At 68.5% G+C, this 24,200-nt stretch carries 26 protein-coding genes; 14 read left to right on the top strand and 12 right to left on the bottom strand.

The genetic code is table 11. The features are described from left to right. Positions 1–36 precede the first annotated feature (36 nt). Genes yajC through GIY56_RS01030 form a run of 9 tightly spaced genes read left to right on the top strand, consistent with a single transcriptional unit; the run spans position 37 to position 6,136 of the window. Entirely contained in the window at positions 37–372 is a 336-nt protein-coding gene (gene yajC / locus GIY56_RS01070; RefSeq protein WP_154762967.1) for a preprotein translocase subunit YajC, read from the top strand. Between the two features lie 37 nt (positions 373–409). Then, positions 410–2,074 carry a protein translocase subunit SecD gene (secD, locus tag GIY56_RS01065; protein ID WP_154762966.1) on the top strand — a complete coding sequence of 555 codons (1,665 nt, stop codon included), beginning with the start codon at positions 410–412 and terminating at the stop codon, positions 2,072–2,074. A gap of 13 nt (positions 2,075–2,087) precedes the next feature. Next, complete coding sequence (secF, locus tag GIY56_RS01060; protein WP_154762965.1) at positions 2,088–3,068, top strand: protein translocase subunit SecF; 981 nt, start codon at positions 2,088–2,090, stop codon at positions 3,066–3,068. Then, on the top strand, positions 3,068–3,421 hold the full coding sequence (locus tag GIY56_RS01055) for an Mth938-like domain-containing protein (protein ID WP_154762964.1): 354 nt from the start codon (positions 3,068–3,070) through the stop codon (positions 3,419–3,421). The genes secF and GIY56_RS01055 overlap by 1 nt, the downstream gene beginning before the upstream one ends. Then, entirely contained in the window at positions 3,418–4,044 is a 627-nt protein-coding gene (gene ccmA / locus GIY56_RS01050) for a heme ABC exporter ATP-binding protein CcmA (RefSeq protein ID WP_328288401.1), read from the top strand. Before GIY56_RS01055 ends, ccmA begins: the two co-directional genes overlap by 4 nt. Next, positions 4,041–4,697 carry a heme exporter protein CcmB gene (gene ccmB / locus GIY56_RS01045; RefSeq protein WP_328288400.1) on the top strand — a complete coding sequence of 219 codons (657 nt, stop codon included), beginning with the start codon at positions 4,041–4,043 and terminating at the stop codon, positions 4,695–4,697. The genes ccmA and ccmB overlap by 4 nt, the downstream gene beginning before the upstream one ends. 41 nt (positions 4,698–4,738) lie before the next feature. Continuing rightward, entirely contained in the window at positions 4,739–5,464 is a 726-nt protein-coding gene (locus GIY56_RS01040) for a heme ABC transporter permease (RefSeq protein ID WP_154762963.1), read from the top strand. After that, positions 5,461–5,604: a heme exporter protein CcmD gene (gene ccmD, locus GIY56_RS01035; RefSeq protein WP_154762962.1), complete on the top strand. Its 144-nt coding sequence runs from the start codon at positions 5,461–5,463 to the stop codon at positions 5,602–5,604. The genes GIY56_RS01040 and ccmD overlap by 4 nt, the downstream gene beginning before the upstream one ends. Next, complete coding sequence (locus tag GIY56_RS01030) at positions 5,597–6,136, top strand: DsbE family thiol:disulfide interchange protein (protein ID WP_328288399.1); 540 nt, start codon at positions 5,597–5,599, stop codon at positions 6,134–6,136. The genes ccmD and GIY56_RS01030 overlap by 8 nt, the downstream gene beginning before the upstream one ends. A 15-nt stretch (positions 6,137–6,151) precedes the next feature. Here GIY56_RS01030 and GIY56_RS01025 read toward each other — a convergent pair whose 3' ends face one another. The 6 genes from GIY56_RS01025 to GIY56_RS01000 form a co-directional block, all read right to left on the bottom strand. Next, complete coding sequence (locus GIY56_RS01025) at positions 6,152–6,412, bottom strand: DUF2934 domain-containing protein (RefSeq protein ID WP_154762960.1); 261 nt, start codon at positions 6,410–6,412, stop codon at positions 6,152–6,154. A 36-nt stretch (positions 6,413–6,448) separates the two neighbouring features. Then, positions 6,449–8,506 (bottom strand): glycogen debranching protein GlgX, encoded by a 2,058-nt coding sequence (glgX, locus tag GIY56_RS01020; RefSeq protein ID WP_154762959.1) that lies wholly within the window; start codon positions 8,504–8,506, stop codon positions 6,449–6,451. Positions 8,507–8,518: 12 nt separating this feature from the next. Continuing rightward, on the bottom strand, positions 8,519–9,652 hold the full coding sequence (locus GIY56_RS01015) for a sugar phosphate nucleotidyltransferase (RefSeq protein WP_328288398.1): 1,134 nt from the start codon (positions 9,650–9,652) through the stop codon (positions 8,519–8,521). A gap of 90 nt (positions 9,653–9,742) precedes the next feature. Further along, positions 9,743–11,989, bottom strand: coding sequence for a malto-oligosyltrehalose synthase (treY, locus tag GIY56_RS01010; RefSeq protein ID WP_154762958.1), 2,247 nt, complete (start codon positions 11,987–11,989; stop codon positions 9,743–9,745). After that, complete coding sequence (treZ, locus tag GIY56_RS01005; RefSeq protein ID WP_154762957.1) at positions 11,986–13,695, bottom strand: malto-oligosyltrehalose trehalohydrolase; 1,710 nt, start codon at positions 13,693–13,695, stop codon at positions 11,986–11,988. The genes treY and treZ overlap by 4 nt, the downstream gene beginning before the upstream one ends. Before the next feature lie 15 nt (positions 13,696–13,710). Then, the gene (locus GIY56_RS01000; protein ID WP_154762956.1) at positions 13,711–14,568 is read right to left on the bottom strand and encodes an SDR family oxidoreductase; all 858 of its coding nucleotides are present in this window, start codon (positions 14,566–14,568) and stop codon (positions 13,711–13,713) included. Positions 14,569–14,749: 181 nt separating this feature from the next. Between GIY56_RS01000 and GIY56_RS00995 the strand changes: the two genes are divergently transcribed. Both GIY56_RS00995 and GIY56_RS00990 read left to right on the top strand, forming a co-directional pair. After that, a complete protein-coding gene (locus tag GIY56_RS00995) occupies positions 14,750–14,965 on the top strand; it encodes a hypothetical protein (protein WP_154762955.1) in 216 nt (71 codons plus the stop codon). Between the two features lie 4 nt (positions 14,966–14,969). Beyond that, positions 14,970–15,206 (top strand): hypothetical protein, encoded by a 237-nt coding sequence (locus GIY56_RS00990; RefSeq protein WP_154762954.1) that lies wholly within the window; start codon positions 14,970–14,972, stop codon positions 15,204–15,206. Between the two features lie 264 nt (positions 15,207–15,470). On the opposite strand, the gene GIY56_RS00985 is transcribed toward GIY56_RS00990, so the two are convergent. Continuing rightward, positions 15,471–16,112, bottom strand: a complete 642-nt coding sequence (locus GIY56_RS00985; RefSeq protein WP_154762953.1) for a cysteine hydrolase family protein — start codon at positions 16,110–16,112, stop codon at positions 15,471–15,473. 139 nt (positions 16,113–16,251) lie between these two features. On the opposite strand from GIY56_RS00985, the gene dinB reads away from it, so the two are divergent. Together dinB and GIY56_RS00975 are read left to right on the top strand one after the other, a co-directional pair. Further along, complete coding sequence (dinB, locus tag GIY56_RS00980) at positions 16,252–17,370, top strand: DNA polymerase IV (protein ID WP_154762952.1); 1,119 nt, start codon at positions 16,252–16,254, stop codon at positions 17,368–17,370. 116 nt (positions 17,371–17,486) lie between these two features. Then, positions 17,487–17,987, top strand: coding sequence for a YciE/YciF ferroxidase family protein (locus GIY56_RS00975; RefSeq protein WP_154762951.1), 501 nt, complete (start codon positions 17,487–17,489; stop codon positions 17,985–17,987). 71 nt (positions 17,988–18,058) lie between these two features. Here the strand turns inward: GIY56_RS00975 and GIY56_RS00970 are convergent, their stop codons facing one another. From GIY56_RS00970 to GIY56_RS00955, 4 genes are read right to left on the bottom strand one after another with little or no spacing between them, the layout of a single operon-like run. Beyond that, positions 18,059–19,105 carry a glycosyltransferase family 4 protein gene (locus tag GIY56_RS00970; RefSeq protein ID WP_407946937.1) on the bottom strand — a complete coding sequence of 349 codons (1,047 nt, stop codon included), beginning with the start codon at positions 19,103–19,105 and terminating at the stop codon, positions 18,059–18,061. Further along, positions 19,105–20,652 carry an ABC transporter permease gene (locus GIY56_RS00965; protein WP_154762949.1) on the bottom strand — a complete coding sequence of 516 codons (1,548 nt, stop codon included), beginning with the start codon at positions 20,650–20,652 and terminating at the stop codon, positions 19,105–19,107. Before GIY56_RS00965 ends, GIY56_RS00970 begins: the two co-directional genes overlap by 1 nt. Then, complete coding sequence (locus tag GIY56_RS00960) at positions 20,649–21,440, bottom strand: ABC transporter ATP-binding protein (protein WP_154762948.1); 792 nt, start codon at positions 21,438–21,440, stop codon at positions 20,649–20,651. The genes GIY56_RS00965 and GIY56_RS00960 overlap by 4 nt, the downstream gene beginning before the upstream one ends. Further along, entirely contained in the window at positions 21,430–22,398 is a 969-nt protein-coding gene (locus GIY56_RS00955) for an ABC transporter substrate-binding protein (protein WP_154763394.1), read from the bottom strand. The genes GIY56_RS00960 and GIY56_RS00955 overlap by 11 nt, the downstream gene beginning before the upstream one ends. Before the next feature lie 163 nt (positions 22,399–22,561). On the opposite strand from GIY56_RS00955, the gene GIY56_RS00950 reads away from it, so the two are divergent. Next, a complete protein-coding gene (locus GIY56_RS00950) occupies positions 22,562–23,107 on the top strand; it encodes a cytochrome b (protein ID WP_154762947.1) in 546 nt (181 codons plus the stop codon). On the opposite strand, the gene fni is transcribed toward GIY56_RS00950, so the two are convergent. Beyond that, on the bottom strand, positions 23,058–24,161 hold the full coding sequence (fni, locus tag GIY56_RS00945) for a type 2 isopentenyl-diphosphate Delta-isomerase (protein ID WP_154762946.1): 1,104 nt from the start codon (positions 24,159–24,161) through the stop codon (positions 23,058–23,060). The two genes, GIY56_RS00950 and fni, sit on opposite strands and share 50 nt — an antisense overlap. Positions 24,162–24,200: the final 39 nt, after the last annotated feature.

Here is a 24,200-nt window from a genome sequence, read left to right as displayed (position 1 = left end):
GGGGTCAGACCGCCGCGACAGCCGAAAGGACAACCCATGTTCGTCACCCCCGCCTATGCCCAGGCCACCGCAGGCGGTGCCAACCCCACCGCCGCCTTCGCGCAGTTCATCCCGCTGATCCTGATCTTCGCGATCATGTATTTCCTGATGATCCGCCCCCAGCAGAAGCGCGCCAAGCAGCACAAGGACATGGTCGCCGCGCTGAAGAAGGGCGACCAGGTCGTCACGCAAGGCGGCATCATCGGCAAGGTCGCCAGCGTCCGCGACGAGGAGCTTGAGGTCGAGATCGCCACCGGCGTGCGCGTCCGCGTGGTGCGCGGCACGGTGTCGCAAGTCCTGAACAAGACCGAGCCGGTCGCCGCGAACGCCTGACGCGTTCCCTTCATCCAATCAAGGGCTTGGGCCAAAGATGCTACAGATCGACCGTTGGAAACGCATCCTGATCATCGGGCTGTGCATCCTGGGCCTCGGCTTTGCCGTGCCCAACCTGTTCTATACCCGCGTCGAATCCCACAACGACGCCGTGGCCGCCATCGCCCGCACCGGCGTCGAGACGCCCGAGCTTGCCGCCGCCCGCGATGGCTGGCCCGGCTGGCTGCCCTCGTCCGTGGTGGCGCTTGGGCTTGACCTGCGTGGCGGCGCGCATCTGCTGGGCGAGGTCCGCGTGGCCGAGGTCCACAAGGCCCGCATGGACGCGCTGTGGCCCGAACTGCGCCGGGCGCTGGCCGACGAACGCGCGACGCTTGGCGCGGTCCGCCGCCTGCCGTCCCCGGAAGGCACGCTGAAGATCGAGATCGAGAAGCCCGAAGGGCTGACCCGCGCGACCGAGATCGTGCGCGGCTTTTCCAACCCCGTGACCACGCTGACCGGGGCGGGCCAGCAAAGCCTGGCGATCCAGGCGCAGGGCAACACGCTGACCATCCAGCTGTCGGACGCCGAAAAGGCCGTGACCGACGACCGCACCGTCCAGCAGAGCGTGGAAATCATCCGCCGCCGCGTGGACGAGGTCGGCACCCGCGAACCCACCATCGTCCGCCAGGGCGCCGACCGCATCCTGATCCAGGTGCCCGGCATCGGCTCGGCCGAGGAACTCAAGGCGCTGATCGGCACCACCGCCAAGCTGACCTTCAATTCGGTCGTGGGAACCGGCACCAACCCGGATGCCCGCCCCGGCGTGGGCCAGGTCATCCTGCCCTCCGCCGAACAGGAGGGGCTTTACTATACGCTCGAGGAAAGCCCCGTCGTCACCGGCGAGGAACTGACCGACGCCGTGCCCTCGACCGACCAGAACGGCTTGCCCTCGGTCGATTTCCGGTTCAACCCGTCGGGCGCGCGCAAGTTCGGCGCCTATACCAGCGCCAATATCGGCCAGCCCTTCGCCATCGTGCTGGACAACAAGGTGATCTCGGCCCCGGTGATCCGGCAGGCGATCACCGCCGGGTCGGGCCAGATCTCGGGATCCATGGATTTCGACGGGGCGAACCAGCTTGCCATCCTGCTGCGCGCGGGCGCGCTGCCCGCAAAGCTGGATTTCCTGGAAGAACGCACCATCGGCCCGGAACTGGGCCAGGACAGCATCGACGCCGGACGCCTGTCGTCGGTGATCGCGACGGCTGCGGTCGTGGCCTACATGATCGCCAGCTATGGCCTGTTCGGGGCCTTCGCCTCGGTCTCGGTGATCGCCAACGTCATCCTGATCCTGTCGATCATGTCGGTGATGGGCGCCACGCTGACCCTGCCGGGCATCGCCGGGATCGTGCTGACCGTCGGCACGGCGGTGGACGCCAACGTCATCATCTATGAACGCATCCGCGAGGAATTGCGCGCGGGCAAGCGCGTGGCGAAAGCCATCAGCGACGGCTTCGACGAGGCGATGAGCGCGATCATCGACGCCAACGTCACGTCCTTCATCGCGGCGGCGGTGATGTTCTTCCTGGGGTCCGGCCCGGTCAAGGGCTTTGCCGTGACGCTGACCATCGGGCTTGTCACCTCGGTCTTCACGGCGATCTTCCTGACGCGGCTGATGATCATCTGGTGGCTGGAATGGCGCAAGCCCAAAGAACTGATCCTGTAAGGGGACCGCTACAATGGCATTCCGTCTGAAACTTGTCCCCGACCACACCGACATCGACTTCTTCCGCTGGCAATGGCTGACCTTCGGCCTGTCGGCGGCGGCGATGGCGTTGTCCGTCCTGCTGATCGCCACGATGGGGCTGAACTTCGGCATCGACTTCAAGGGCGGCACCACCATCCGCACCGAAAGCCCGACCGCGTTCGAGGTCGGCGATTACCGTCAGGCTCTGGACGGCCTGGGCTTCAGCGACCTGGCGATCACCGAGGTCTTCGACCCCAGCTTCGGCCAGGACCGCCACGTCGCCATGATCCGCGTCGGCACCACGGACGAGACCGGCTCGGTTTCCGCCGAGCAGCTGAACCGGATCGAAACCGCGCTGCAACAGGTCGATCCGCAGATCACCTTTGCCTCGGTCGAATCGGTCGGGCCGAAGGTGTCGGCGGAACTGATCCAGACTGCCTTCTATGCCGTGGGCGCGGCCTGCCTGGGGATCATGGCCTATATCTGGCTGCGCTTCGAATGGCAGTTCGCCATCGGCTGCGTAGTGGCGCTGATCCATGACGTGCTGCTGACGGTCGGGCTGTTCTCGCTGTTTCAGTTAAAGTTCGACCTGACCACCATCGCGGCCCTGCTGACGACGCTGGGCTTTTCCTGCAACGACACGGTCGTGGTCTTCGACCGGCTGCGGGAAAACCTGATGAAGTACAAGACGCGGCCCCTCATCGACCTGATGAACCTGACCTGCAACGAGACGCTGTCGCGCACCATCATGACCGCCGTGACGACCGCCATCGCCCTGACCGCGATGCTGATCTTCGGCGGCGACGTGATCCGCGATTTCGTGATCGCGATGCTGTTCGGGGTGGTCGTTGGCTGCTATTCCACGATCTATGTCGCCAAGAACATCGTGCTGTGGCTGGGCGTGAAGCGCGACTGGTCCAAGAAGGATCCGAAGCTGGCCGCATCGCCCTTTGAAAACGCGGAACGTCCCTGATGAAGCTGACACCCACCCAGTTCGGCGGGGCGGTGGCCGTCGATGGCTATGGTCCCGGCTTCTTCCGCGTTGGCGGACAGGTCATGCAGGGTGCGGTGCTGGTCACGGCGTCGGGCGGAACGGCCTGGGGCGGGCTTGACGACCGCGCGCCGCTGCTGGCGCTGGCGGGGCAGGTGGACGTGCTGTTCATCGGCATGGGCGCGGATGTCGCCCACGCCCCCGCCGACCTGGTCGCCGCGCTGCGCGAGGGGGGGGTGGCGGTCGAATCCATGGCCTCCCCCACCGCCGCCCGGACCTATAACGTCACGCTGTCCGAAGGGCGGCGGGTCGCCTGCGCGCTTCTGCCCCTGTGAGCCTGCTGTCCGTCCATGACCTTGCTGTCGCGCGCGGCGGTCTGCGGACGGTCGAAGGGGTGTCCTTCACGCTGGCCCCGGGGCAGGCCCTGATCCTGCGCGGCCCGAACGGCATCGGCAAGACGACGCTGCTGCGCACGGTCGCGGGCCTGCAACCCCCCGTCATGGGCCGGATCGAGATGCCCGACGACGCCGTGGCCTATGCCGCCCATGCCGACGGGCTGAAGGGCGCGCTGTCCGTCACCGAGAACCTGGTCTTCTGGGCAGAGGTCTTCGGCGGCGGCGATATTTCCGCAGCACTGGCGGCCATGGATCTGACGGCACTGGCCGACCGTCCTGCCGCCGCGCTGTCGGCGGGGCAGAAGCGCCGCCTGGGCCTTGCCCGCCTGCTGGTCGCGCGCCGTCCGCTGTGGGTGCTGGACGAACCGACCGTGTCGCTGGACGCGGCCTCGGTCGCGCGCTTTGCCGACACCGTGCGCGGGCATCTGGCAGGCGGCGGCGCGGCGCTGATCGCCACCCATATCGACCTGGGGCTGGAGGCGCGGGTGCTGGACCTGACGCCCTTCCGCGCCCGGACCGACAGCACCGCGCGCCCCGCAGGCTTCAACGAGGCCTTCGCGTGATCGCCCTTCTGCGCCGCGACCTGCGGCTGGCCGTGCGCGCGGGCGGCGGCTTCGGCCTGGGCGTGGCCTTCTTCCTGATCCTCTGCGCGCTGGTCCCCTTTGGCGTCGGCCCCGACACCAGCGCGTTGCAACCGATCGCGGCGGGCATCCTGTGGCTGGGCGCGCTGCTGGCCTGCCTTCTGTCGCTGGACCGCATCTTCGCGCTGGATCATGAGGATGGCAGCCTTGACCTGCTGGCGACCTCGCCCCTGCCGCTGGAAGGCGCGGTGGCGGTCAAGGCGCTGGCGCACTGGATCACCACCGGCCTGCCGCTGATCGTCGCGGCACCCCTGTTCGGCATCCTGCTGCACCTGCCCGCTGCTGCCATCCCGGCGCTGCTGATGTCGCTGCTGCTGGGAACGCCCGCGCTGTCGATGCTGGGCGCGTTCGGCGCGGCCGTCACCGTGGGCCTGCGGCGCGGAGGGTTGCTTCTGTCGCTGCTGGTGCTGCCGCTGTATATACCGACGCTGATCTTCGGGACCGAGATGATCCGGCGCGGGCAGGACGGCGGCGACACGATGCCGCCGCTGCTGTTCCTGGCAGGCATCACGGCGGGGACATTGGCCGTGATACCTTTTGCCGCAGCCGCCGCGCTGCGGGTCAATCTGCGGTGAAGCGGCTTGAGCCGCCGGGGCGCGGGCGTTAGGGAACAACCATGTCGATCTGGGAATACGCCAACCCCGTCAAGTTCATGCGCACATCGGGCGCCGTCCTGCCATGGACCGTGGCGGGGGCGGCGGTCTGCACCGTCACGGGCCTGGTCTGGGGGTTCCTGACGCCCGAGGATTACCGGCAAGGGTCCACCGTCAAGATCGTCTTCCTGCATGTGCCCGCCGCGATGATGGCGATCAACATCTGGGTGATGATGCTGGTGGCCAGCCTGATCTGGCTGATCCGCCGCCACCATGTCAGCGCACTGGCCGCCAAGGCCGCGGCCCCCATCGGCGCGGTGATGACGGTGATCGGCCTCATCACCGGGGCGGTCTGGGGCCAGCCGATGTGGGGCACCTGGTGGGAATGGGATCCGCGCCTGACCAGCTTCCTGATCCTGCTGCTGTTCTATATCGGATACATCGCCTTGTGGTCGGCGGTCGAGGATCCCGACAGCGCCGCCGACCTGACGGGCGTGCTGTGCCTGGTGGGTTCGGTCTTCGCGCTGCTGTCGCGCTATGCCGTGTTCTTCTGGAACCAGGGCCTGCACCAGGGAGCGAGCCTGTCCGTCCAGTCCGGCGAACGGATGAGCGCGGTTTACAGATACCCGCTTTACCTGACCATGCTAGGCTTCGGGCTGATGTTCCTGTCGCTGATGCTGGTCCGCACCCGGACCGAAATCCGCAGGCGCCGCCTGGCCGCGTTGCAGGCAAGGGAGATGCGCGCATGATCGAGCTTGGGAAATATGCCGGGGCCGTTATGGGCGCCTATGGCCTGTCGCTGGCGCTGCTGGGCGGGTTGATCTGGCAGACGCTGGTTGCGAATGCCCGCGCGCGGCGTGATCTGGAAAGGCAGGAAAACCGTGGCTAGGATTTCGCCTCTTGTCGCGCTGCCGCCGCTGGCCTTTGCTGCCCTGGCGGGGATGTTCCTGTGGGGCATGGGGCGCGACGATCCGAACGAATTGCCCTCGGCCATGGTGGGGCGTCAGGCGCCCCCGGTCCCGCAGACGACGCTGCCGGGCAAGACGCAACTGACCGACGACATGCTGCGCCAGCCGGGCGTCAAGCTGGTGAACTTCTGGGCCAGCTGGTGTCCGCCCTGCCGGGCCGAGCATCCGACGCTGACCGAACTGGCCAAGCAGATGCCGGTTTATGGCGTCGATCTGCGCGATGTCGAGGCGAATGCCCTGGCCTTCCTGACCCAGGACGGCGATCCCTTCGCGGCGATCGCGACCGATCCCAAGGGACGCGGCGCCATCGACTGGGGCGTGACCGCCCCGCCCGAGACCTTCATCGTCGATGGCGAGGGCCGGATCCTGTATCGCTTCGCCGGACCCCTGGTGCGCGAGGATTACACGAACCGCTTCCTGCCCGAGCTTGAGAAAGCACGGGCAGCCGAATAGCGCGGCACGGGGCCGTCAGGGACCGTCGTTCAGATAGGGCGTCGGTTCCGCCTTGGCCTTTCGGGGCCGCTTGGCGGCGGGCTTTTTTGTCTTCGCCTGGACAATCCCGGGTTCTGCCCCGGCATCGCCCACAGGCTGGTCGTCGGCGTCAAGCTGGCTGCGCAGTTCTTCCTCGGCACGTGTCCAATGGTCGGCGTCGCGTCCTTCGGGGCGGCCTTCGCTTTCCCAGATCTCGTGGGCGCGTTGCCTGATCCGCTCCTGGTGGTCCTGATCCATGGTTCTCTCCTCTGGTTTACGAATGCGGTCTTTCGATCACCGCACAAGCGCCATGACGGTCTGCCACGGCACCGGAACGGTGCCGCTGAGGGGACGGTCCTGCGCGACCTCGTCGGCCGAGGTGTCGATGCGCAGCACCCATTCGCCCTCGGGCAGGGCGAATTCCGCGTCCTCGCCCGCATTGACCACGATCAACACATTCTTGCCGTCAGGCAAGGCCTGCTGCAGGGCGAAGCAGCGCAATTCGCCGTCCTGCCAGTCCCCGTCCTCCATCGCGCCGCCGCGCGGATGCAGCCATTCCATCACCGGGTGGCGGTCATCCGCATCGGCGGGGGCCACGCCGAAGCGGGATTGGGACAGCGACACGTCCTGGCGAAAGGCGGACAGCGCCTGCACGGCCAGCAGCACCTCCTCTCGCGCCTTGTCCCATTCCAGCCAGCTGATCGCGTTGTCCTGGCAATAGGCGTTGTTGTTGCCGTCCTGCGTGTTGCCGAAATCGTCGCCCGCCAGGATCATCGGCACGCCCTGGCTCAGCAGCACGGTCGCTAGCATGGCGCGGACGCGGCGGATGCGCGCGGCGATGATGCCGGGTTCGTCGGTCGCGCCCTCGGCCCCCAGGTTGTCGGACAGGTTGTGGTCGTGGCCGTCGCGGTTGTCCTCGCCATTGGCGTCGTTGTGCTTGTCGTTGTAGCTGACCGTGTCCCACAGGGTGAAGCCGTCATGCGCCGCGACGAAGTTGACGCTGGATGTCGCGGGCCGGTGGCTGTGGTTGAACTGCACGGGCGATCCCGCCAGCCGTTCGGACAGCGCGGGCAGCAGGCCCGGATCGCGGCGCCAGAAGGCGCGGGTGTCGTCGCGGAACTTGTCGTTCCATTCGCGGAACGGCCAGCGATAGCCGCCGACCTGGTATCCGCCCTCGCCGATGTCCCAGGGTTCGGCGATCAGCTTGACGCCCGACAGCACCGGATCCTGGCGGATGGCGTTGAAGAACGACCCGTCGCGCTCGAACCCCTGCGTCTCGCGCCCGAGGGTCGAGGCCAGATCGAAGCGGAAGCCGTCCACATGCATCGCCTCGACCCAATAGCGCAAGCTGTCCATGACCATGCGCAGCACCATCGGATGGGCCACGTTCAGCGTGTTGCCGGTGCCCGTGGTGTCGAAGCCGTGGCGGGGATTGTCGGGGGACAGCAGGTAATAGGACGCGTTGTCGATGCCGCGCAGCGACATGGTCTGGCCCAGCTCGTTGCCTTCGGCGGTGTGGTTGTAGACCACGTCCAGGATCACTTCGATCCCCGCCTTGTGCAGCTTGCGGATCGCTTCCTTGACCTCACGGATCTGGCCCGACTTCAGATAGGGGGCATGGGGGGCGAAAAAGGCCAGGGTGGAATAGCCCCAGTAATTCGACAGGCCCTTTTCGCCCAGGAAGCGGTCGTTGGCGAAGGCATGGATCGGCAGCAATTCGATGGCCAAGGCGCCGATGCGTTGCAGATGCTCGATCACGGCGTCGCTGCCAAGGCCGCGGAAGGTGCCGCGATCCCCTTCGGGAACGCCCGGATGCATTTGCGTCAGCCCCTTCACATGGGCTTCATAGATCACGCTGTTCTGCCAGGGCGTGCGGATCGCGCGGTCGGTGTCCCAATCGAACTTGGCATCGACCACCACCGCCTTGGGCATGAAGGCCGCGCTGTCGCGGGTGTCGAAGCTCAGGTCGTCCTCGCCCACCTGATAGCCGTGCAGCGCGTCGTCCCACTGGATCTGGCCGCGCAATTCGCGGGCATAGGGGTCCAGCAGCAGCTTGTTGGGGTTGAAGCGGTGGCCCTGCTCCGGCTCGTAGGGACCGTGGACGCGATAGCCATAGACCTGGCCCGGCATGACGCCGGGCAGATAGCCGAACCAGATCCCGCCCTCCATCTCGGGCAGCTCCAGCCGGTGCAGTTCCTGCTGGCCGGAATCGTCGAACAGGCAAAGCTCGACCTTCGTGGCGTGGTCCGAGAACAGGGCGAAGTTCGTGCCTTCGCCCAGGAATTCAGCCCCCAGGATGTCGGGGCGCATGACGCTGTGATCGAAGGTCGGGGCGTGCTTCATGTCGTACATGTCCAATCCGTATCAGGCGACATCGCGGGGATGCAGGGCGACGCCCTGGCGCGCGGGCAGGATCGCGGGGATGCGCAACGCGTCGCGCCGGTCCAGCATGGCCTGGGTGATCAGCACCGTGCGCCCTTCGCGGCGGAACCAGCGGGCATCCTCGTCCGGGTCCTCGCCCGCGACCAGGCCATGGGGGACGCGGGTGCCAGGCGCGACGATGGCGCAGGTCAGCCGGGCCGAGGGCGGGACCGCCGCCCCGGGCATCATCACGCTGCCGCGCCCCAGATACCATTCCGAGGCGGGCGAGATATGCGGCAGCCGCGCCGGCTGGCCGGCCACGAAATCCAGATGCGCCTGGCGCAGGGCGTCCAGCGTGCCCACGTCGCGCCAATAGGGCAGGCCCGTCGGCCCGGCGGGCAGGCGGTAAGCCATCGCCAGCCCCTGCGCGACGGCGGCGGGGATGACCTCGTGCCCGAAGTCCAGCGATTCGATGTCGGGACCGAACAGCGCGCCTTCCAGCCAGGCCCTGTCGAAGACGTAGATGCCCATCGACACCATGGCGCGGTCAGGCTCTCCGGGGATGGCGGGCGGGTTGGCGGGCTTTTCCAGGAAGGACGCGATGCGTCCGCTGTCGTCGGCCTGCATCACCCCGAAGCCGCTGGCCTGCGCCCGGGGCACCACGTCCACGGCCACGGTGACGGCGGCGCCGGATGCGCGATGCGCGGCGATCAGGCCCGTATAGTCCATGTCGTAGATATGGTCCGCCGCCAGCACCAGCACCTGATCCGCCTGCCAGTCCCGGACCTGTTGCCAGTTGTGGCGCACGGCGTCGGCGGTCCCGAGGTAGCGGTCGCGTCCGTCCTGCAGCAGCAGCGCGCCCGGCGCGAAATGCCGGCCCCAGCGGGCGGGCAGGTGGTGGTTCAGCGTCGCGGGCGCGAATTGCGTGGCCACCAGCAGCTTGTCCAGGCCGGACCGCACGACGTTCGCCATGGCGAAGTCCACGATCCGGTTGCGCCCCGCAAAAGGCACGGCAGGCTTGCTTTCGGTGGCGGTCAGGTCATGCAGCCGGGTGCCCTTGCCGCCTGCAAGAAGAATGGTGGCGACGCCGTGATCGGGATGGGTCAGTCTGGACAACGAAGGCTGCTGGTCGGTCACCGGGACAATCCTTTTCTCAAGGGAGGCGCGGCCGGCCAGAAGCCGACCCGTTCCAGCAACCGTCGCGACGCCGGATTGTTCCGGCGTTCATCAAAGATTATCCAGTGTCCTGACCGGGTTGAGGGTCACGCGCACCCCGCTGCCGTCCGCAAAGGCAAGCGACAAATCGCCCCCGTCCTGCGCCGCGGCCCGGGCCGAAAACGCGACCATTAGATGCTGGCCGCCCCCGCTGCGGATCAGCCGGATGCCGGTGTCGTCGATGAGGACCCGGGCGTCCGCGTCCTTGAGGAAATCGGCGTGCCTTTGGCGCAGCGACAGAAGCTGTCGGGTCCAGTCCGGCTTGGTATCCGCATCGGGGGTTGCGGCCAGGCTGTCCCAGTCCACCGGCAGGCGGTTGTCGGGGTCGGTCAGCGCCAGCAGCCCGCCTTCGTCCCCGCGATAGATGTCGGGGAATCCCGGCATCAGCATCTGCAAGGCCAGTTGCGCGAAGGCCAGCGCCTCGCCCCGGTCCAGCAGGGATTGCAGGGCAGGGTCGGGCGCACGCTGCCAGGCGTCCAGCAGGTCGCGGGCAAAGGCATGAGCGGCGGCCTCGGCCCCCGCGTCGGGGTTGGACCAGAAGCTGGTCAGCTTGGCCTCTCGCATGGCCTTTTCGATGTGGCCGTTCAGCCGGTCCGCGCTGCCATCCGCATCGCCGTTCCAGATCGCCAGGGCGGACTGGAGGATATACCAGCGCCACCGAGGCTCGACCGCCGGGGCCGAGGGCAGGGCGCCTGCCGCGTCATGCAGCGCCATGAAGGCCCGGGGCAGGTGGCTGATCGCCACCAGCCGCATCCGGGAATCGCCCGACCGCTTGGTGTCGTGGGTGGATACCAGCGTCATGTCCGACGCGCGGCGGCGGTCCAGGAAGGCATTGGCCTCGTCCGCCGTCACGGTGGGTTCATCGGGTTCGGCGCCGACCTCGTTCGCGGGCAGATAGCGGGTCCAGCGGAAGCCCGCCGTGTCCTCCTGCGCCTTGGCCAGCAGCGCGCCGGACACCTGCTGGAAGCGGCGGACCAGGGCACGCGCCTCGTCCGTCCGGGGGTCCAGCATCAGGTCGGCCAGCAGATCGACGACCGTGCGGCTGCGCAGCCCTTGGGCGGCATCGTCGGCAACGGCGCGCAGCAGCTCGCGGTCCTCGGGGCGGGCGGTGTCGGTGACATAGCTGCGGTATCGCGGCATGGCGACCAGCAGCGCCGTGATCGCCTCGCGCAGGGATTCCGGTCCCGGTTCGGCCACGGGCGATCCCTTGATGGCGGCGGCGGCCATGTCGCGCAGCTGGCGCCGTTCGGCGGCCAGTTCGTTGTCCAGCACCTCCAGCTTGGCCTGGCGAAGCTCGGCCCGGAAGTCGGTCCCGATGCCGGTCGCCTTGCGCCACATCGTGTCGAGTTCCTCGATCCCCGCCGGATCGGTCAGCAACCGGGCGATCAGGCGCGCGGCCTCGTATCCGGTGGTGCCGACCGTTTCCCATTCCGGGGGCAGGGTCTCGTCGCCCACCAGGATCTTTTCCACCCAGACGGGCGTGTCGGGCAGCGCCTCGTGCAGCCATTGCAGATAGGTTTTCGGATCGGCCAGCCCGTCGATGTGATCGACCCGCAACCCCTGGACCAGCCCCGACCGGACAAGGTCGAAGATCAGGCTGTGGGTGTCCTCGAAGACCTGCCGGTCCTCGACCCGCATCCCGATCAGGCTGGTGACGTTGAAGAACCGCCGGTGGGTGATGCCGTCGCGTTCCTGGCCGTAATGCACCAGCCGCCAGTGCTGCGCCTCGTGCAGGCTGCGCAGGTCGCCGGTGGCCGCGCTGCCCTCGGCCAGGGGGACCGACACGTCGCCGAACCGCCAGAAGCCATCTGACGTGCTGAAGGCGCCGTCTGCCAGCATCTTCTCGAAGGGTTCGGGCAGGAAGGGCAGGACCAGCGGACCCGCCTGCCAGTCGATGTCGAAGTGGCGGGCATATGGGCTGGCCTGCCCCTGCTTCAGCACGTCCAGCAGCCAGGGGTTTTCCAGCGTGAAGGCCGTATGGTTCGGCACGATGTCCAGGATGATGCCCAGGCCTTGGTCCTGCGCGGCGCGGGCCAGGGCCTCGAACCCTTCGCGCCCGCCAAGAGCGGGGTCGATCCGGGTGGGATCGGTGATGTCATAGCCATGGGTGGACCCTGTCGAGGCCATGAAGATCGGCGACAGGTAAAGGTGCGAGACGCCAAGGGTCCGCAGATAGGGAAGCAGGCGCGTCACGCGCGCGAAATCCACGCCGTCGCGAAGCTGGATGCGATAGGTCGCCAAGGGAATGGGATGGGTCATCGGGGCCTTGTGGTTACAAAAAGGGCATAGGGATCAACGCCTGCGCGGCCAACCGAGAAGGCCGCGTCCTGCGGCGGCTTCAGGTCCGGTTGGGCCTTGCCCAGGCTCAGCCACAGGCTCAGCGTGCCGCCGTGGAAATGCCAGGTGGCGGTCAGCGAGGCCGCACCGATGCGCGCGACCTCGGCCGGGGCGCTGCGTCCGCTTTTCAGCAGCGGCACGACATGATCCGCCCGAAACGCCAGCGCGCGGCGCGTCAGGTCCAGCCAGTTGCGGGCCGTGTCGGTATCGGACCAGTCCAGCCTGGACCGCTGGAAGGTGTCAAGCGACAGGGGGTCGGGCACTTCGTCGCCAAGGCTGGCGATGCCCGCGAATTCGGCGGCGCGGCCCTTGCGCACGGCCTCGGCCAGATCGCCGGTATAGTCGGCGAAGAACAGGAAGGGGGTGGTGGCGCCGCGTTCCTCGCCCATGAAGATCATGGGGATATAGGGCGCCACCAGCAGCAGGGCATAGGCCGCGCGCACCCCGTCGGGATCGGCCAGCGACAGCAGCCGTTCGCCCTTGGCGCGGTTGCCCACCTGGTCATGGGTCTGGGTCGAGTTGACGAAGCCCGTGACCGGCAGGTGCCCGCAAGGCTCGCCCCGCGGCTCGTCCCGGCCCGGGCGGGTCTGGCCTTCCTCGATATGGCCGCGTTGCAGGGCCAGGGACAGGTCGCCCACCGGATCATGCGAGAAGCTGGCGTAATAGCTGTCGGATTCGCCCGTCAGGGCGCAATGGACCGCGTGGTGGAAATCGTCGTTCCAGCTGGCGTCATAGCCGTTCTCGCGCAGGAAGGCCTCGTTCCGTTCATCCTCGACGACCAGGTGGATGGCGCGGGAGGGATCGACGGCACGGACCCGCTGGGCGAACTGGCGCATGAAGTTGTCCGCGCCGGGACCGGTGATCTGGTGGACCGCGTCCAGCCGCAGCCCGTCCAGCCGGTATTCCCCGATCCAGTATTCCGCGCATTGGGTCCAGTATTCGCGGACAGCAGGTTGCGAAAAGTCGATGGCCGCGCCCCAGGGGGTATGGCGGCTTTCATCGAAGAAGGCGGGCGCGGCGTGGTGCAGATAGGCGCCTTCGGGACCGAAATGGTTCATCACCAGATCCAGGATGACCATCAGGCCCTGCGCATGGGCGTGATCCACGAACCGGCGCAGGTCGTCGGGGCTGCCATAGGCCGGGTGCAGCGCATAGGGCAAGACGCCGTCATAGCCCCATCCCCGGTCGCCCGACCATTGGCCGACCGGCATGATCTCGATGGCGGTGATGCCGAGGCCCGCCAGGTCCGCCAGCCTTTCGGTCGCCGCCGCCAGTGTCCCCTCGGGCGTGAAGGTGCCCAGGTGCAGCTCATAGACCACCGCCTCGGCCCAGTCCCGACCCTGCCAAGGGGTCTGCCCGGCAGGCTTGGAGCGCGTCACGACCGAAGGGGAATGCACGTCCCCCGACTGCAGGCGCGAGGCCGGGTCGGGAATGTCCTGGCCGTCGATGCGGAACAGGTATTCGTCCCCTTCCCGTGCCGCTGCCGTGATCGACCAAAAGCCGTCCCCCTGGCGTTCCATCGGATGATGCTGCCCGCCAAGCACCAGCCCGACCTGCCTTGCATCGGGTGCCCAGATCCGCGCCGTCCAGCCGTCGTCGGACCAGCGCCCGCCCCAATGTTGTGTCATGCTGTCCCTGTCCCCTCAGATCATTGGCTTGCCGCCGGTCACGGCAATCGTCGCGCCCGAGACATAGGAGGACATCGGTTCGGCCAGCATCACATAGGCCGAGGCGAGTTCCACCGGCTGGGCAGGGCGCTTCATCGGATAGTTCTCGCCGAACTTGGACACCTTCTCGGGGTCCATGCTGGCGGGGATCAGGGGCGTCCAGACGGGACCGGGGGCCACCACGTTGGCGCGGATGCCGCGTTCGGCCAGCATCTGCGCAAGGCCCATGGTGAAGTTCTGGATGGCGCCCTTGGTCGTCGCATAGGCCAGCAGGTTCGGACTGGGATTGTCCGCGTTGATCGAGGCCGTGTTGATGATCGCGGAACCGGGCTTCATGTGCGGCACGGCGGCCTTGGTCAGGTAGAACATCGCGTGGATGTTGGTGGCAAAGGTGTATTGCCATTCCTCGTCCGGGATCTCCTCGATCTGGTCGAAGGTTTCCTGATGGGCGGCGTTGTTGACCAGGATGTCGATGCGCCCGAACTTCTGGGCGGTTTCCGCGACGATCCTGCGGCAGTGTTCGGGGTCCGAGATGTCGCCCGGCAAGGTCAGGCATTCGCGCCCGGCGTCCCGGATCAGTTGCGCGGTGGACTGGGCGTCATCGGTCTCGTCCAGATAGGCGATCGCCACGTCCGCCCCTTCGCGGGCATAGGCGATGGCGACCGCGCGGCCGATGCCGCTGTCGCCCCCGGTGATCAGGGCCTTCATCCCTTCCAGCCGGTTCGCGCCGCGCCAGCTTTCCTCGCCATGGTCGGGCACGGGGTCCATCTTCTGGAAGCTGCCGGGCAGGTCCTGCTGCTGCTTCGGAAAGGGCGGCTTGGGATAATCGCGCATCTGCGGCCTCGTGTTGGTGGGTGAATGGCCGCCCGACCGGCGGGCGGGATGCCCTTGCAGAACCGCCATCGGGCCGTTGGGTTTCCACCTTGCTGTTTATCAGCCGGAAATTCCGCGGCCGGACAGGGGGAACAACTGCCCCCGCCGCGTCGTTTGATCCCGACTGGATCGGAGCAAGACCATGCGAAACTGCGATATTCTGATAGCGGGCGGCGCGCTGATGATGGTGGCGGGGCTGATCGTTAAGGCCGCGTCCAGCCGCGAGGAGGAAAGCGATCATCGCTATGTCCGTGCGGCCGGAACCCGGGAAATGTCCGCGCCCCCGCGCACCTGGGACCGCGTGGACGAGACCGTGGACGAATCCTTCCCGGCCAGCGATCCCCCGGGCGGGTATTGAGACCATGCAGGATTCAGGCGACGCCAGGCTGATCGCCTATGGCAAGCTGATCGAGGCGCTGCCCGGTCTGCTGGACGCCGAGGGCAGGGCCGCGCTGTGCGACTGGCTGTCGGAACGCCAGGTCATGCATGACGGCCAGGAAGACCCCGGCGCCGTCATCGTCGAGGGGCTGGAAACCGAACTGGCCATCGCTCAGGTGTTCCGCGAGTTGTCCGAACGGTTGGGGTGCAGGCAGCTTTAGGACCATCTATTCCTGCGCCGTGCTGACTGGCGAAGGCCATCGCCTTCGCCACGCCGCGACATCGCAATCTGAACCGTCGGGCCTCAAAGGCCCGGCCAGCGCCCGCCCCGCCCCAGGCGGGCGCTTCTCGCCCACCGGGTCGGGCGCTGGCCTCTCGTGGTCACGGGGCTGCACCGTTTCTGGTTGCACCGTCGCGCAGCGGGCGGGGGAAATGCAGTGCATTTCCTGATCCCGCCCGTTGAGGCAAGGAAAGGCCCACCCGTCTTAGACCATGGCCGCCAGCAGCTTTTCCGTCTGGATCATCTCGATCTGCTGGCCGAAGCGGTTGGCATAGATCTCCATCGTGGCGTCGTGCGTTTCGTCGGTCGATGAACACAGCGCGTCCGACACGATGATCACGCGATAGCCCAGATCGACCGCCCCCATCACGGCGCCCAGCAGGCAGACATCCGTTTCCCCGCCGGTCATGATCAGCGTGTCGATCCGCTCCTCTTGCAGCATCCGGTGCAGCCGTCCATCCATCCAGGGCGAATAGACCGGCTTGTCGAAGATCCGTGCGGTGGGCAGGTGCAGCTCCAGTTCGGGCAGCAGCCGCAGCCAGTCCGGGTCGATGTTCTGGCGCAGCATCTGCGGCCATTTCTCGTAATAGGGACGCCAGGTGCCGGGGGCGTCGTCCAGCGTCTCGGGCGGGATGAAGCGGGTGAAGATCGTCTGCGACGGAAGGCGTTCCACCACCTGGCAGACCTGCGGCAGCACCCGGCGCAGCCATTCCACCGCCCAGGGCGAACCCTTGTCGAACATGCGCTGCATGTCGATGCACAGGTGCACCGTCCTGTCGCCCGGGGGACCATAGATCAGCCCCTCGTTCACCTTGCCATCCTTGTCCGGCTGCGTTCCAAAGGCCATGCGCGTGTTCCTTTTCGTTCCAGGGGGAAACTGCGGGCGGGGCGGCTGGTTGCAGGCGGGGCGTGATGTTCCCCCTTTGTTTCCGAAATGCGGTCGGATAGGATGGTGCGCGCTGGCTGATGGCAGAATGGAAGCCCCCATGGCGGAACCCCAGGATTGCGACGACCGCGCGGAAGGGCCGGCCCTGCGCAAGATCATCCATGTGGACATGGACGCCTTCTATGCATCCGTCGAGCAGCGCGACGATCCCGCCCTGCGCGGCAAGCCGGTGGCCGTGGGCGGGTCGGCCGCGCGCGGCGTTGTGGCCGCCGCCAGCTACGAGGCGCGGGCCTTTGGCGTGCGGTCCGCCATGCCCTCGGTCACGGCGAAACGGCGCTGTCCCGACCTGATCTTCGTCCGCCCCCGGTTCGAGGTGTATCGCGCCGTATCGGCCCAGATCCGGGAGGTCTTTGCCGAACACACCGACCTGATCGAACCCTTGTCGCTGGACGAGGCCTATCTGGACGTGACCCGGAACAAGCAAGGCATCCCCCTCGCCACCACCATCGCGCTGATGATCCGCGACCGGATCCGGCAGGTGACGGGGCTGAACGCGTCCGCGGGGATTTCCTACAACAAGTTCCTGGCGAAACTCGCCAGCGACCTGAACAAGCCGAACGGCCAGGCGGTCATCACCCCCGCGCGCGGCCCGGCCTTCGTGGCCGCGCTGCCGGTCAAGCGGTTCCACGGCATCGGTCCCGCCACCGCCGCCAAGATGGAACGCCTGGGCATCGTCACCGGGGCCGACCTGCGCGCCCAATCGCCCGAGTTCCTGCGCCATCACTTCGGCAAGGCGGGCGATTGGTATCACCGCATCGCGCGCGGCATCGACCATCGCCCGGTCGAGCCGCACCGCACCCGCAAGTCGGTGGGGGCCGAGGACACCTTTTCCACCGACATCCATGACTTCGACCTTGCGCGGCAGGAAATCGCGGCCCTGGCCGACAAGGTCTGGCGGCATTGCGAGGGCAAGCAACTGACCGGCCGCACGGTGACGCTGAAGGTGAAATACGCCGATTTCCGGCAGATCACCCGCAGCAGGACGCTGCCCGGCCCGGTCGGGGGCGCCCGCGACCTGGAAACCGTCGCGGTCCAGTTGCTGCAACCGCTGTTTCCCGTCGAAAAGGGCGTGCGGCTGCTGGGCGTCACGCTGTCGTCGCTGGGATCCGAGGACGAGGCCGAGGAACGCCAGCTGTCCCTGGGCCTGCCCGGCCCGTGACGGATAAATTTCGCCATAATGCGCGGGCGATGGAACGGACCCGCCCGGGATTGGTTGGAAAGGCATCTCGCGCTGCAACACGACCGCGGCGCACGAACGAAGCAAGGAGCTTTTCCATGGCCGACAAGACGCTGGACACGCTGTTCCACGAGACGCTCAAGGACATCTATTACGCCGAGCGCAAGATCCTGCAATCGCTGCGCAAGATGGCGCGCGCGGCCCAAAGCGAGGATCTGAAGGCCGCGTTCAAGATGCACGAGGAAGAAACCCAGGGCCAGGTCGAGCGCCTGACCCAGGTGTTCGAGCTGATCGGCAAAAGCCCGCGCGGCAAGACCTGCGACGCCATCGAGGGCATCATCTCGGAAGCCGAGGACATCGCCGAGGAGTTCAAGGGCAGCCCCGCCCTGGACGCGGGCCTGCTGGCCGCGGCCCAGGCGGTCGAGCATTACGAGATCACCCGCTATGGCACGCTGAAGGCCTGGGCGCAGCAGCTTGGCATGGACGAGGCGGTGGCGCTTCTGGACCAGACGCTGCAAGAGGAATCGGCCACCGACGAGAAGCTGACGGCCTTGGCCGAAAGCGTCATCAACGCCGCCGCCGAACCCGCCGCGGCCTGAACCGACCCGGCCCGCGCATTCCTGCGGGCCATGCCGCCTGCGCCGGAACCGGCGCGGGCGGTCTTTCGTTTTCAAGGCCGCAGGCGCGCCAGGACCGCGCTGGCGACAGCGGCGGCATGATCCCATCCCGGCAGATCGCGTCCTGCATCCCGGGCGGCATCGGCCATGGCGTCGCGCAGCGCGTGATCCTCCAGAACCCGGCGCAGCGCCCCCGCAAAGGCTGACGCGTTGTCCGGCGGCACCAGAAGGCCGGCGGGCGGGGGCACCGTGTCGGGAACCGCGCCGGTGTCGCAACTGACGACCGGCAGGCCGCGCACCAGGGCCTCGTCGAAGACCAGGCCGTGGCCTTCGTACCGGGTCGCCAGCGCAAAGACGGTGGCCTGCGCATACAACCGCTCCAGCAGATCGGGCGCGACCTGTCCGGCAAGCGTGATGCGGGCGGCGGCGGGGCTTGCCGCGGCCTGGCTTGCCAGGGCCTGCGCATGGGCCGCGTCCCAAGGGTTGCCGACGATCACCGCCCGCCAGTCAAGATCCGTCAGGCGCGACAGCGCCTCGATCAGGATGTCGTGTCCCTTGCGCGGGTGCAGGATGCCCACCGACAGGATCAGCGGCGGCGAAACGGGCGCGGCAGGCAGGCGGGGACGATCCACCCCCGGGCGGGCGATGGTGATGCGGGCGGGCGCGACGTGGTATTGCTGGACCAGGATGCGGCGGGTATGCGGGCTTGGCACCAGGACATGCCGGGCCAGCCGCAGGTTGTCGCATTCGGTGCGGAACAGGTGATCGCGCCGCGCCGGGTCCAGCCCGCTTTCGGCGGCCAGCGGGTGATGGACCATCGCGACGACCGGCGCGCGGACCCGGGCCAGGCCGTCCGTGTCGATGGCGCCGAAGACCAGCCCGTCCAGGATCAGCGGCCGGTCCGGCGGCAGCGCGGCCAGCGCCGCAACCGCCGCCGCCATGTCGCTGGCCGAGGGGTCGGGAAAGCTGGCGGGCAGTTGCAGATGAGCCATGTCGTGGCCGATCCGGCGCAGCCCCTCCAGCAGGCGGCGTTCATAGATGTAGCCGCCCGTCAGGGTGGCGATGTCGCCCGGGATGGCGAAGGCGGCGGGGCGGGGGATCAAGGGTCCACCTGCTCGGGCGCGTAAAGGCGCAGCACGCGACGCTCGATCCAGGCGATGCCCCCGTGGCCCAGGACGGATGCCCCCGTGACCAGCACCACCGTCAGCCACAGCATCGTGTAGTCCGACAGCGAGGCCGACAGCGTCATCAGGTTGCCAAGCCCGCGCCCGGTGGCCAGCCATTCGGCCACCGTGACCGCCAGGATGGCGGCGGGCACTCCCATCCGGGCCGCCGCGAAGAAGGCGGGCAGCATCGCCGGGATGCGCACATGGATCAACTGCGCCAGCCCACCGGCGCCATAGCCGCGCAGGATGTCGAGGATCTGCCCGGGCGCCTGCCGCAGCCCGTGCTGGCAGGCCACGAAGGTCGGAAAGAACACCATCAGCGCGACCAGCGCGATGGTGCCCGCCGCGCCCCGGCCCAGCATCAGCACGACCAGCGGCGCGGTGGTGACGATGGGCACCGACCGCAGCGCGACAGCCAGTGGCGTGACCAGCCCCGACAACCTGGGCGCCAGCGACAGGGTGACCGCAAGTCCCGCGCCCAACGCCAGACCCGCCAGATAGCCGGGCAGCACCAGCGCCGCCGTCTGGCCCGCCGCCCCCAACAGCGCCTGCCGGGTGGCGGCGGCATCCGGCGCCCGGGTCAGCGCGGCCAGCAGGTCGGGCGGACGCTTGGCGAAGAAGGGGTTCAGGCCGAAAAGCTCGATCCCGCCCCACCACAGCGCCAGCGTGACGCCCGCCAGCAGGACGCAGCCTTGCAGGCGGCCTGCCAGCGATCCCCGCGACAGGCGCGGCGGGGCCAGGATCACGGGCGGGCGTTCCAGCAGAAAGCGGCGGCCAAGCGCGCCGATGCCACCATAGGCCGCGATCGAGACCGCCGCCGCGACGCTTGCCACGGCCCACAAGGCGGGCACGTTCAGGTCGCGGGTGAAGCGGATGGTCAGCACGCCCAGGCCACGCTCGGCCCCCGTGAACTCGCCCACCATGGCGCCCAGGAAAGCGGCAGGGGCGGCGATCTGAAGCCCCGCCAGCAGATAGGGCAGGGAGGCGCGGGCGCGGACATGGATCAGCGCGGCCAGCCGTCCTCGGCCATAGCTTGCCACCAGGTCGAACCAGACCGAGGGCGCGGCCCGCAGCCCCGCCAGCAGCGGGATCAGCGTCGTGTAGAAGACGGCCAGCGCCGCCAGCACGATCTGCGGGCCGTTCCCCGGACCCATCGTCACGCGCAGGATCGGGCCGGTGGCGACCAGCGGCAGGCAAAAGACGACCAGCGCAAGCCCGCTCAGCAGGTTCAGTGCGCGCGGCCACAGCATCGCCACGGTGGCGATGAGGATGGCGGCCAGATTGCCCGCCAAAAACCCCCAGGCGGCATTCGCCAGCGAGGCGGACAACGCGCGTCCGACCAGCCCCGGATTGTCCGCAAGCCAGCCGCCCACGGCTACCGGCCCGGCCAGCAGGAACTGCCCCGCCGTCGCCGCCGCGGCCAGTTGCCACAAGGCCAGCAGCAAGACCGGCGATCCCGCCCGGCGGGCAAGCGCCGTCATTGCGCGGCCAGCGCCGGGCTGTCCGCCACGCCTTGCGCCAGGGCCGCAAGCGCCTGCGCCGCGATGCGCCGGAAGGCCGGGGTCTCGGTCACCTGCAAGGCGCGTGGATGGGGCAGCGGCACGGCCAGGTCGGCCACCACCCGCGCGGGCCGGGGCGACAGGACAAGGATGCGGTCCGACAGCAGCACGGCCTCGTCCACGGAGTGCGTGACCAGAACCGTGGTCGTGCCCAAGGGCTGCCACAAGGGCGGCAGGTCGCGCGCCAGCTGGCGGCGGGTCAGCTCGTCCACCGCGCCGAAGGGTTCGTCCAGCAGCAGCACCCGGGGTTGCGTGACCAGGGCGCGCGCGATGGCGGCACGCTGGCGCATTCCGCCGGACAGGGCGGCGGGCCGGGTTTCGTGAAAGCCTTCCAGCCCGACCAGCCCGATCAGCCGATCCACCAGCCCGGGATTGGCGGGCTGGCGCGCGAGCTTGCGGGCCAGCGCGATGTTCCGGCGCAGCGTCAGCCAGGGCAGCAGCGAGGGATCCTGGAAGGCCATCGCGATCGCGCCCTGCGCGGCCTGCCGGGCAGGGGGCAGCCCGGCGATCAGGACCTCGCCCGCCGTGGGCCGGTCCAGCCCCGCGATCAGCCGCAGCAGCGTCGATTTCCCGCAGCCCGACGGCCCGATGAGCGCGGTCGTCCGGCCCGGCGCGAAGGTCAGGTCCAGGGGGTCCAGCGCCATGACGCCATTGTCATGGATCCTGGCCAGGCCCGTGCAGGTGATCGGGGCAGGCGGTCTAGCCGGCATGGACTTCGTCAAGGATGGATCGGTCCCACAGGTCGGGCGTCACCGTGCGGCCCAGCAGGGACAGGGTGCGGATGTTGTCCTGAACCCCTTCGTCCGTCCACCAGCCAAAGCCATGCGCGTCGGTCAGCGGGGAAAACATCAGCGGCACCTGCCGTTCGGCCTGCAACCGCTGCACCGCCTTATCCAACCCGGCGTCGGGAAACATCGCGACCGTCAGGTCCGCCGCGGCATCGGTGTCAGAGCGATAGGCGTTCCACCCCCGCACCTCGCCCGCCATCAGGGCGACCAGTTCCCTGCGGCGGTTGGCCAGGCTGTCGTCGGTGGCCACATAGGTCTGGGACTGCAGCGCATAGCCGTGATCCGCCATCAGCATCGTTCGCGCCGCGATCCCCTGGACCGCCATGGCGACCGGCAGGTCGGTTTCCCAGCACAGCAACCCGTCCACCTCGCCCGCCAGCAGCGGTTGGGCGGAATACTGCGTCGGCACGATCTGGACAGCCCCGAAATCGACATCGTTCAGGCGGCACAGGGCCTGCAGGACCGGCGTGTTCGCCACCGCCATGCCGATGCGCTTGCCAGGCAGGTCGGCGGGCGCGTCGATCGGATTGCCAGGAAGCGAGGCGATGACGAAGGGGTTCTTCTGCATCGCCACGCCGATGATCCTGAAGGGCGCCCCCTGCGCCACGGCGGCGGCGGCATAGTCGGCGGCCGAGATGCCCACCAGCGCGTTGCCCGCGACCACGGGGGGTTCGACGGGGGCGTTGGGGCCGCCTTGCAGCAGCGACACTTCCAGCCCCGCATCCCGCCACCAGCCGTTTTGCAGCGCCAGATAGCTGCCGGCGAACTGGACGGAATGCAGCCAGGACAATTGCAGGCCCACCGGGGTCTGCGCCCATGCATAGGTGCTGCGGCAGGCGGCAAGGCCCGCCAGCCCGGCCATGACGCCGCGCCGGGTCATGGGAAGGATGCCGCGGGCGGCGGGCGGCACAGGCAAGCGGGCGGGGATCTGGCGGTCATGCATGGAGGAAAGCCTATGCCAGGCGCGCCATCCGTCAAGGCGGATTTGCGCCCCTGTTCAGATCGTTACTCATCCGCTACCATGATCGGAAGGGAGCCACGCGATGCCGAACCGCCTGCCAGGTTACCGACCGCCCGCCCGATGGCTGCACTGGATCGTGGCCGTCGCCGTTCTGGTGATGATTCCCGCAGGGCTGGTGATGGTGCAGGAGGGGCTGGCAAGGCCCGTGCAGGACACGCTGTTCATCCTGCACAAGAACCTCGGCACGCTGCTGATCCCGGTGATCCTGGTGCGGGTGATCTATCGCCTGACGCATCGCCCGCCGCCCCTGCCGGATACCATCCCGCGGTGGCAACGGCGGGCTGCGGCGCTGTCGCATGGGATGCTGTATGCCCTGCTGGTCGTGATGCCGGTCAGCGGATTCGTCCGCGTCCGCGCGGGCGGCTATCCCATCGAGCTTCTGGACAGGCTGGGCCTTGGCCCCTGGATCGGCAAGTCGGAACCCCTAGCCGATGCCGCCTCGGCCCTTCATCAGGCCGCGGCCTTTCTGCTGATCGCGGTGCTGGCGGTCCATGTCGGGGCCGCCCTGCAGCACGCGCTTATCCGGCGGGACGGGGTATGGTCGCGGATGTGGCCGGGTCGCGGGTGATCAGGGCCGCGCGCCGCAGGGCGGCCAGATCGGCGCTGCCGGTGCAGAAGCACGCCGTGCGCAACTGTTGCAGCACCACGTCCAGTTGCCGCTCCAGCGCCTCGGCACCATCCAGGGCCGAGGCCAGGACCGCCCCCGCCAGCGACACCAGATCCGCCCCCAGCCGGATCGCCCGGGCCGCGTCCAGCCCCGTGACGATGCCGCCCGAACCGATGATCGTGGCCTGGGGCGCCGCCTGCCGCGCGCCCCGGATGGCCTGCGCCGTGGGGATGCCCCACCCGGCAAAGCAGGCGGCCACCTGCGCGGCGGAACGGTCGGGCGCCCGCGCGGCCTCGACCCGCGCCCAGTCGGTGCCGCCTGCGCCAGCCACGTCGAACACCGTCACGCCCTCGGCGGCCAGGCGGGCGACGACGGTGGCGGAGAGGCCCGCGCCGACCTCCTTCACCACCACGGGCACCGGCAACGCGCGGGCCAGGGCGCCGATCTTGGCCGTCAGGCCCCGCCAGTCGCGGTCGCCCTCGGCCTGGACGGCCTCTTGCAAGGGGTTCAGGTGCAGGATCAGGGCGTTCGCGCCGATGGCCTCGACCGCGCGCAGGGCCTGGTCGCGGCCAAATCCCCGGTTCAGCTGCGCCGCGCCGAAATTGGCCAGGATCGGGATGTCGGGGGCGAGGCGGCGCAGGCTGCGGTCCAGCCCGGCGTCGCCGCCCCCCTCGATCATCACGCGCTGCGATCCGACCGCCAGGGGCAGGCGCAACCGCTGGCAGACCTGCGCCAGCGTGCGGTTGATCGCGCCCGCGCGGCTTGGGCCGCCGGTCATCGACCCGATCATCACGGGAGCGTTGATCCGGTGCCCCAGAAAATCGGTGGACAAATCCACGTCGTGCCACGAAACTTCGGGAAGGGCGACGTGTTCGAATACGACCGACTCCAGCCCGGTCGTTACCGTCGCGCCTGCCTGCCCGGCAAGCACGACATCCAGATGCTGTTCCTTGCGTGAGGTGAGTGTGAGATCGGAAACATCGTCTTTCCCAAGTGACGGATCGGGGTGGGTCATCTGCGGCAGCCCTTGTCGTTTCGCGTTGTCCCTGTCGGG

Origin of the sequence: Paracoccus lichenicola (genome assembly GCF_009708075.1) — a bacterium.
GTDB classification, from domain to species: Bacteria; Pseudomonadota; Alphaproteobacteria; order Rhodobacterales; family Rhodobacteraceae; genus Paracoccus; species Paracoccus lichenicola.
This window is presented reverse-complemented; position numbering and strand designations above follow the sequence as displayed.

Excerpts from the sequence above, each read along its gene's own strand:
- yajC (WP_154762967.1), top strand. The coding sequence starts at position 37 with ATGTTCGTCACCCCCGCCTATGCCCAGGCCACCGCAGGCGGTGCCAAC.
- secD (WP_154762966.1), top strand. The coding sequence starts at position 410 with ATGCTACAGATCGACCGTTGGAAACGCATCCTGATCATCGGGCTGTGC.
- secF (WP_154762965.1), top strand. The coding sequence starts at position 2,088 with ATGGCATTCCGTCTGAAACTTGTCCCCGACCACACCGACATCGACTTC.
- GIY56_RS01055 (WP_154762964.1), top strand. The coding sequence starts at position 3,068 with ATGAAGCTGACACCCACCCAGTTCGGCGGGGCGGTGGCCGTCGATGGC.
- GIY56_RS01040 (WP_154762963.1), top strand. The coding sequence starts at position 4,739 with ATGTCGATCTGGGAATACGCCAACCCCGTCAAGTTCATGCGCACATCG.
- ccmD (WP_154762962.1), top strand. The coding sequence starts at position 5,461 with ATGATCGAGCTTGGGAAATATGCCGGGGCCGTTATGGGCGCCTATGGC.
- GIY56_RS01025 (WP_154762960.1), bottom strand. The coding sequence starts at position 6,412 with ATGGATCAGGACCACCAGGAGCGGATCAGGCAACGCGCCCACGAGATC.
- glgX (WP_154762959.1), bottom strand. The coding sequence starts at position 8,506 with ATGTACGACATGAAGCACGCCCCGACCTTCGATCACAGCGTCATGCGC.
- treY (WP_154762958.1), bottom strand. The coding sequence starts at position 11,989 with ATGACCCATCCCATTCCCTTGGCGACCTATCGCATCCAGCTTCGCGAC.
- treZ (WP_154762957.1), bottom strand. The coding sequence starts at position 13,695 with ATGACACAACATTGGGGCGGGCGCTGGTCCGACGACGGCTGGACGGCG.
- GIY56_RS01000 (WP_154762956.1), bottom strand. The coding sequence starts at position 14,568 with ATGCGCGATTATCCCAAGCCGCCCTTTCCGAAGCAGCAGCAGGACCTG.
- GIY56_RS00995 (WP_154762955.1), top strand. The coding sequence starts at position 14,750 with ATGCGAAACTGCGATATTCTGATAGCGGGCGGCGCGCTGATGATGGTG.
- GIY56_RS00990 (WP_154762954.1), top strand. The coding sequence starts at position 14,970 with ATGCAGGATTCAGGCGACGCCAGGCTGATCGCCTATGGCAAGCTGATC.
- GIY56_RS00985 (WP_154762953.1), bottom strand. The coding sequence starts at position 16,112 with ATGGCCTTTGGAACGCAGCCGGACAAGGATGGCAAGGTGAACGAGGGG.
- dinB (WP_154762952.1), top strand. The coding sequence starts at position 16,252 with ATGGCGGAACCCCAGGATTGCGACGACCGCGCGGAAGGGCCGGCCCTG.
- GIY56_RS00975 (WP_154762951.1), top strand. The coding sequence starts at position 17,487 with ATGGCCGACAAGACGCTGGACACGCTGTTCCACGAGACGCTCAAGGAC.
- GIY56_RS00965 (WP_154762949.1), bottom strand. The coding sequence starts at position 20,652 with ATGACGGCGCTTGCCCGCCGGGCGGGATCGCCGGTCTTGCTGCTGGCC.
- GIY56_RS00960 (WP_154762948.1), bottom strand. The coding sequence starts at position 21,440 with ATGCCGGCTAGACCGCCTGCCCCGATCACCTGCACGGGCCTGGCCAGG.
- GIY56_RS00955 (WP_154763394.1), bottom strand. The coding sequence starts at position 22,398 with ATGACCCGGCGCGGCGTCATGGCCGGGCTGGCGGGCCTTGCCGCCTGC.
- GIY56_RS00950 (WP_154762947.1), top strand. The coding sequence starts at position 22,562 with ATGCCGAACCGCCTGCCAGGTTACCGACCGCCCGCCCGATGGCTGCAC.
- fni (WP_154762946.1), bottom strand. The coding sequence starts at position 24,161 with ATGACCCACCCCGATCCGTCACTTGGGAAAGACGATGTTTCCGATCTC.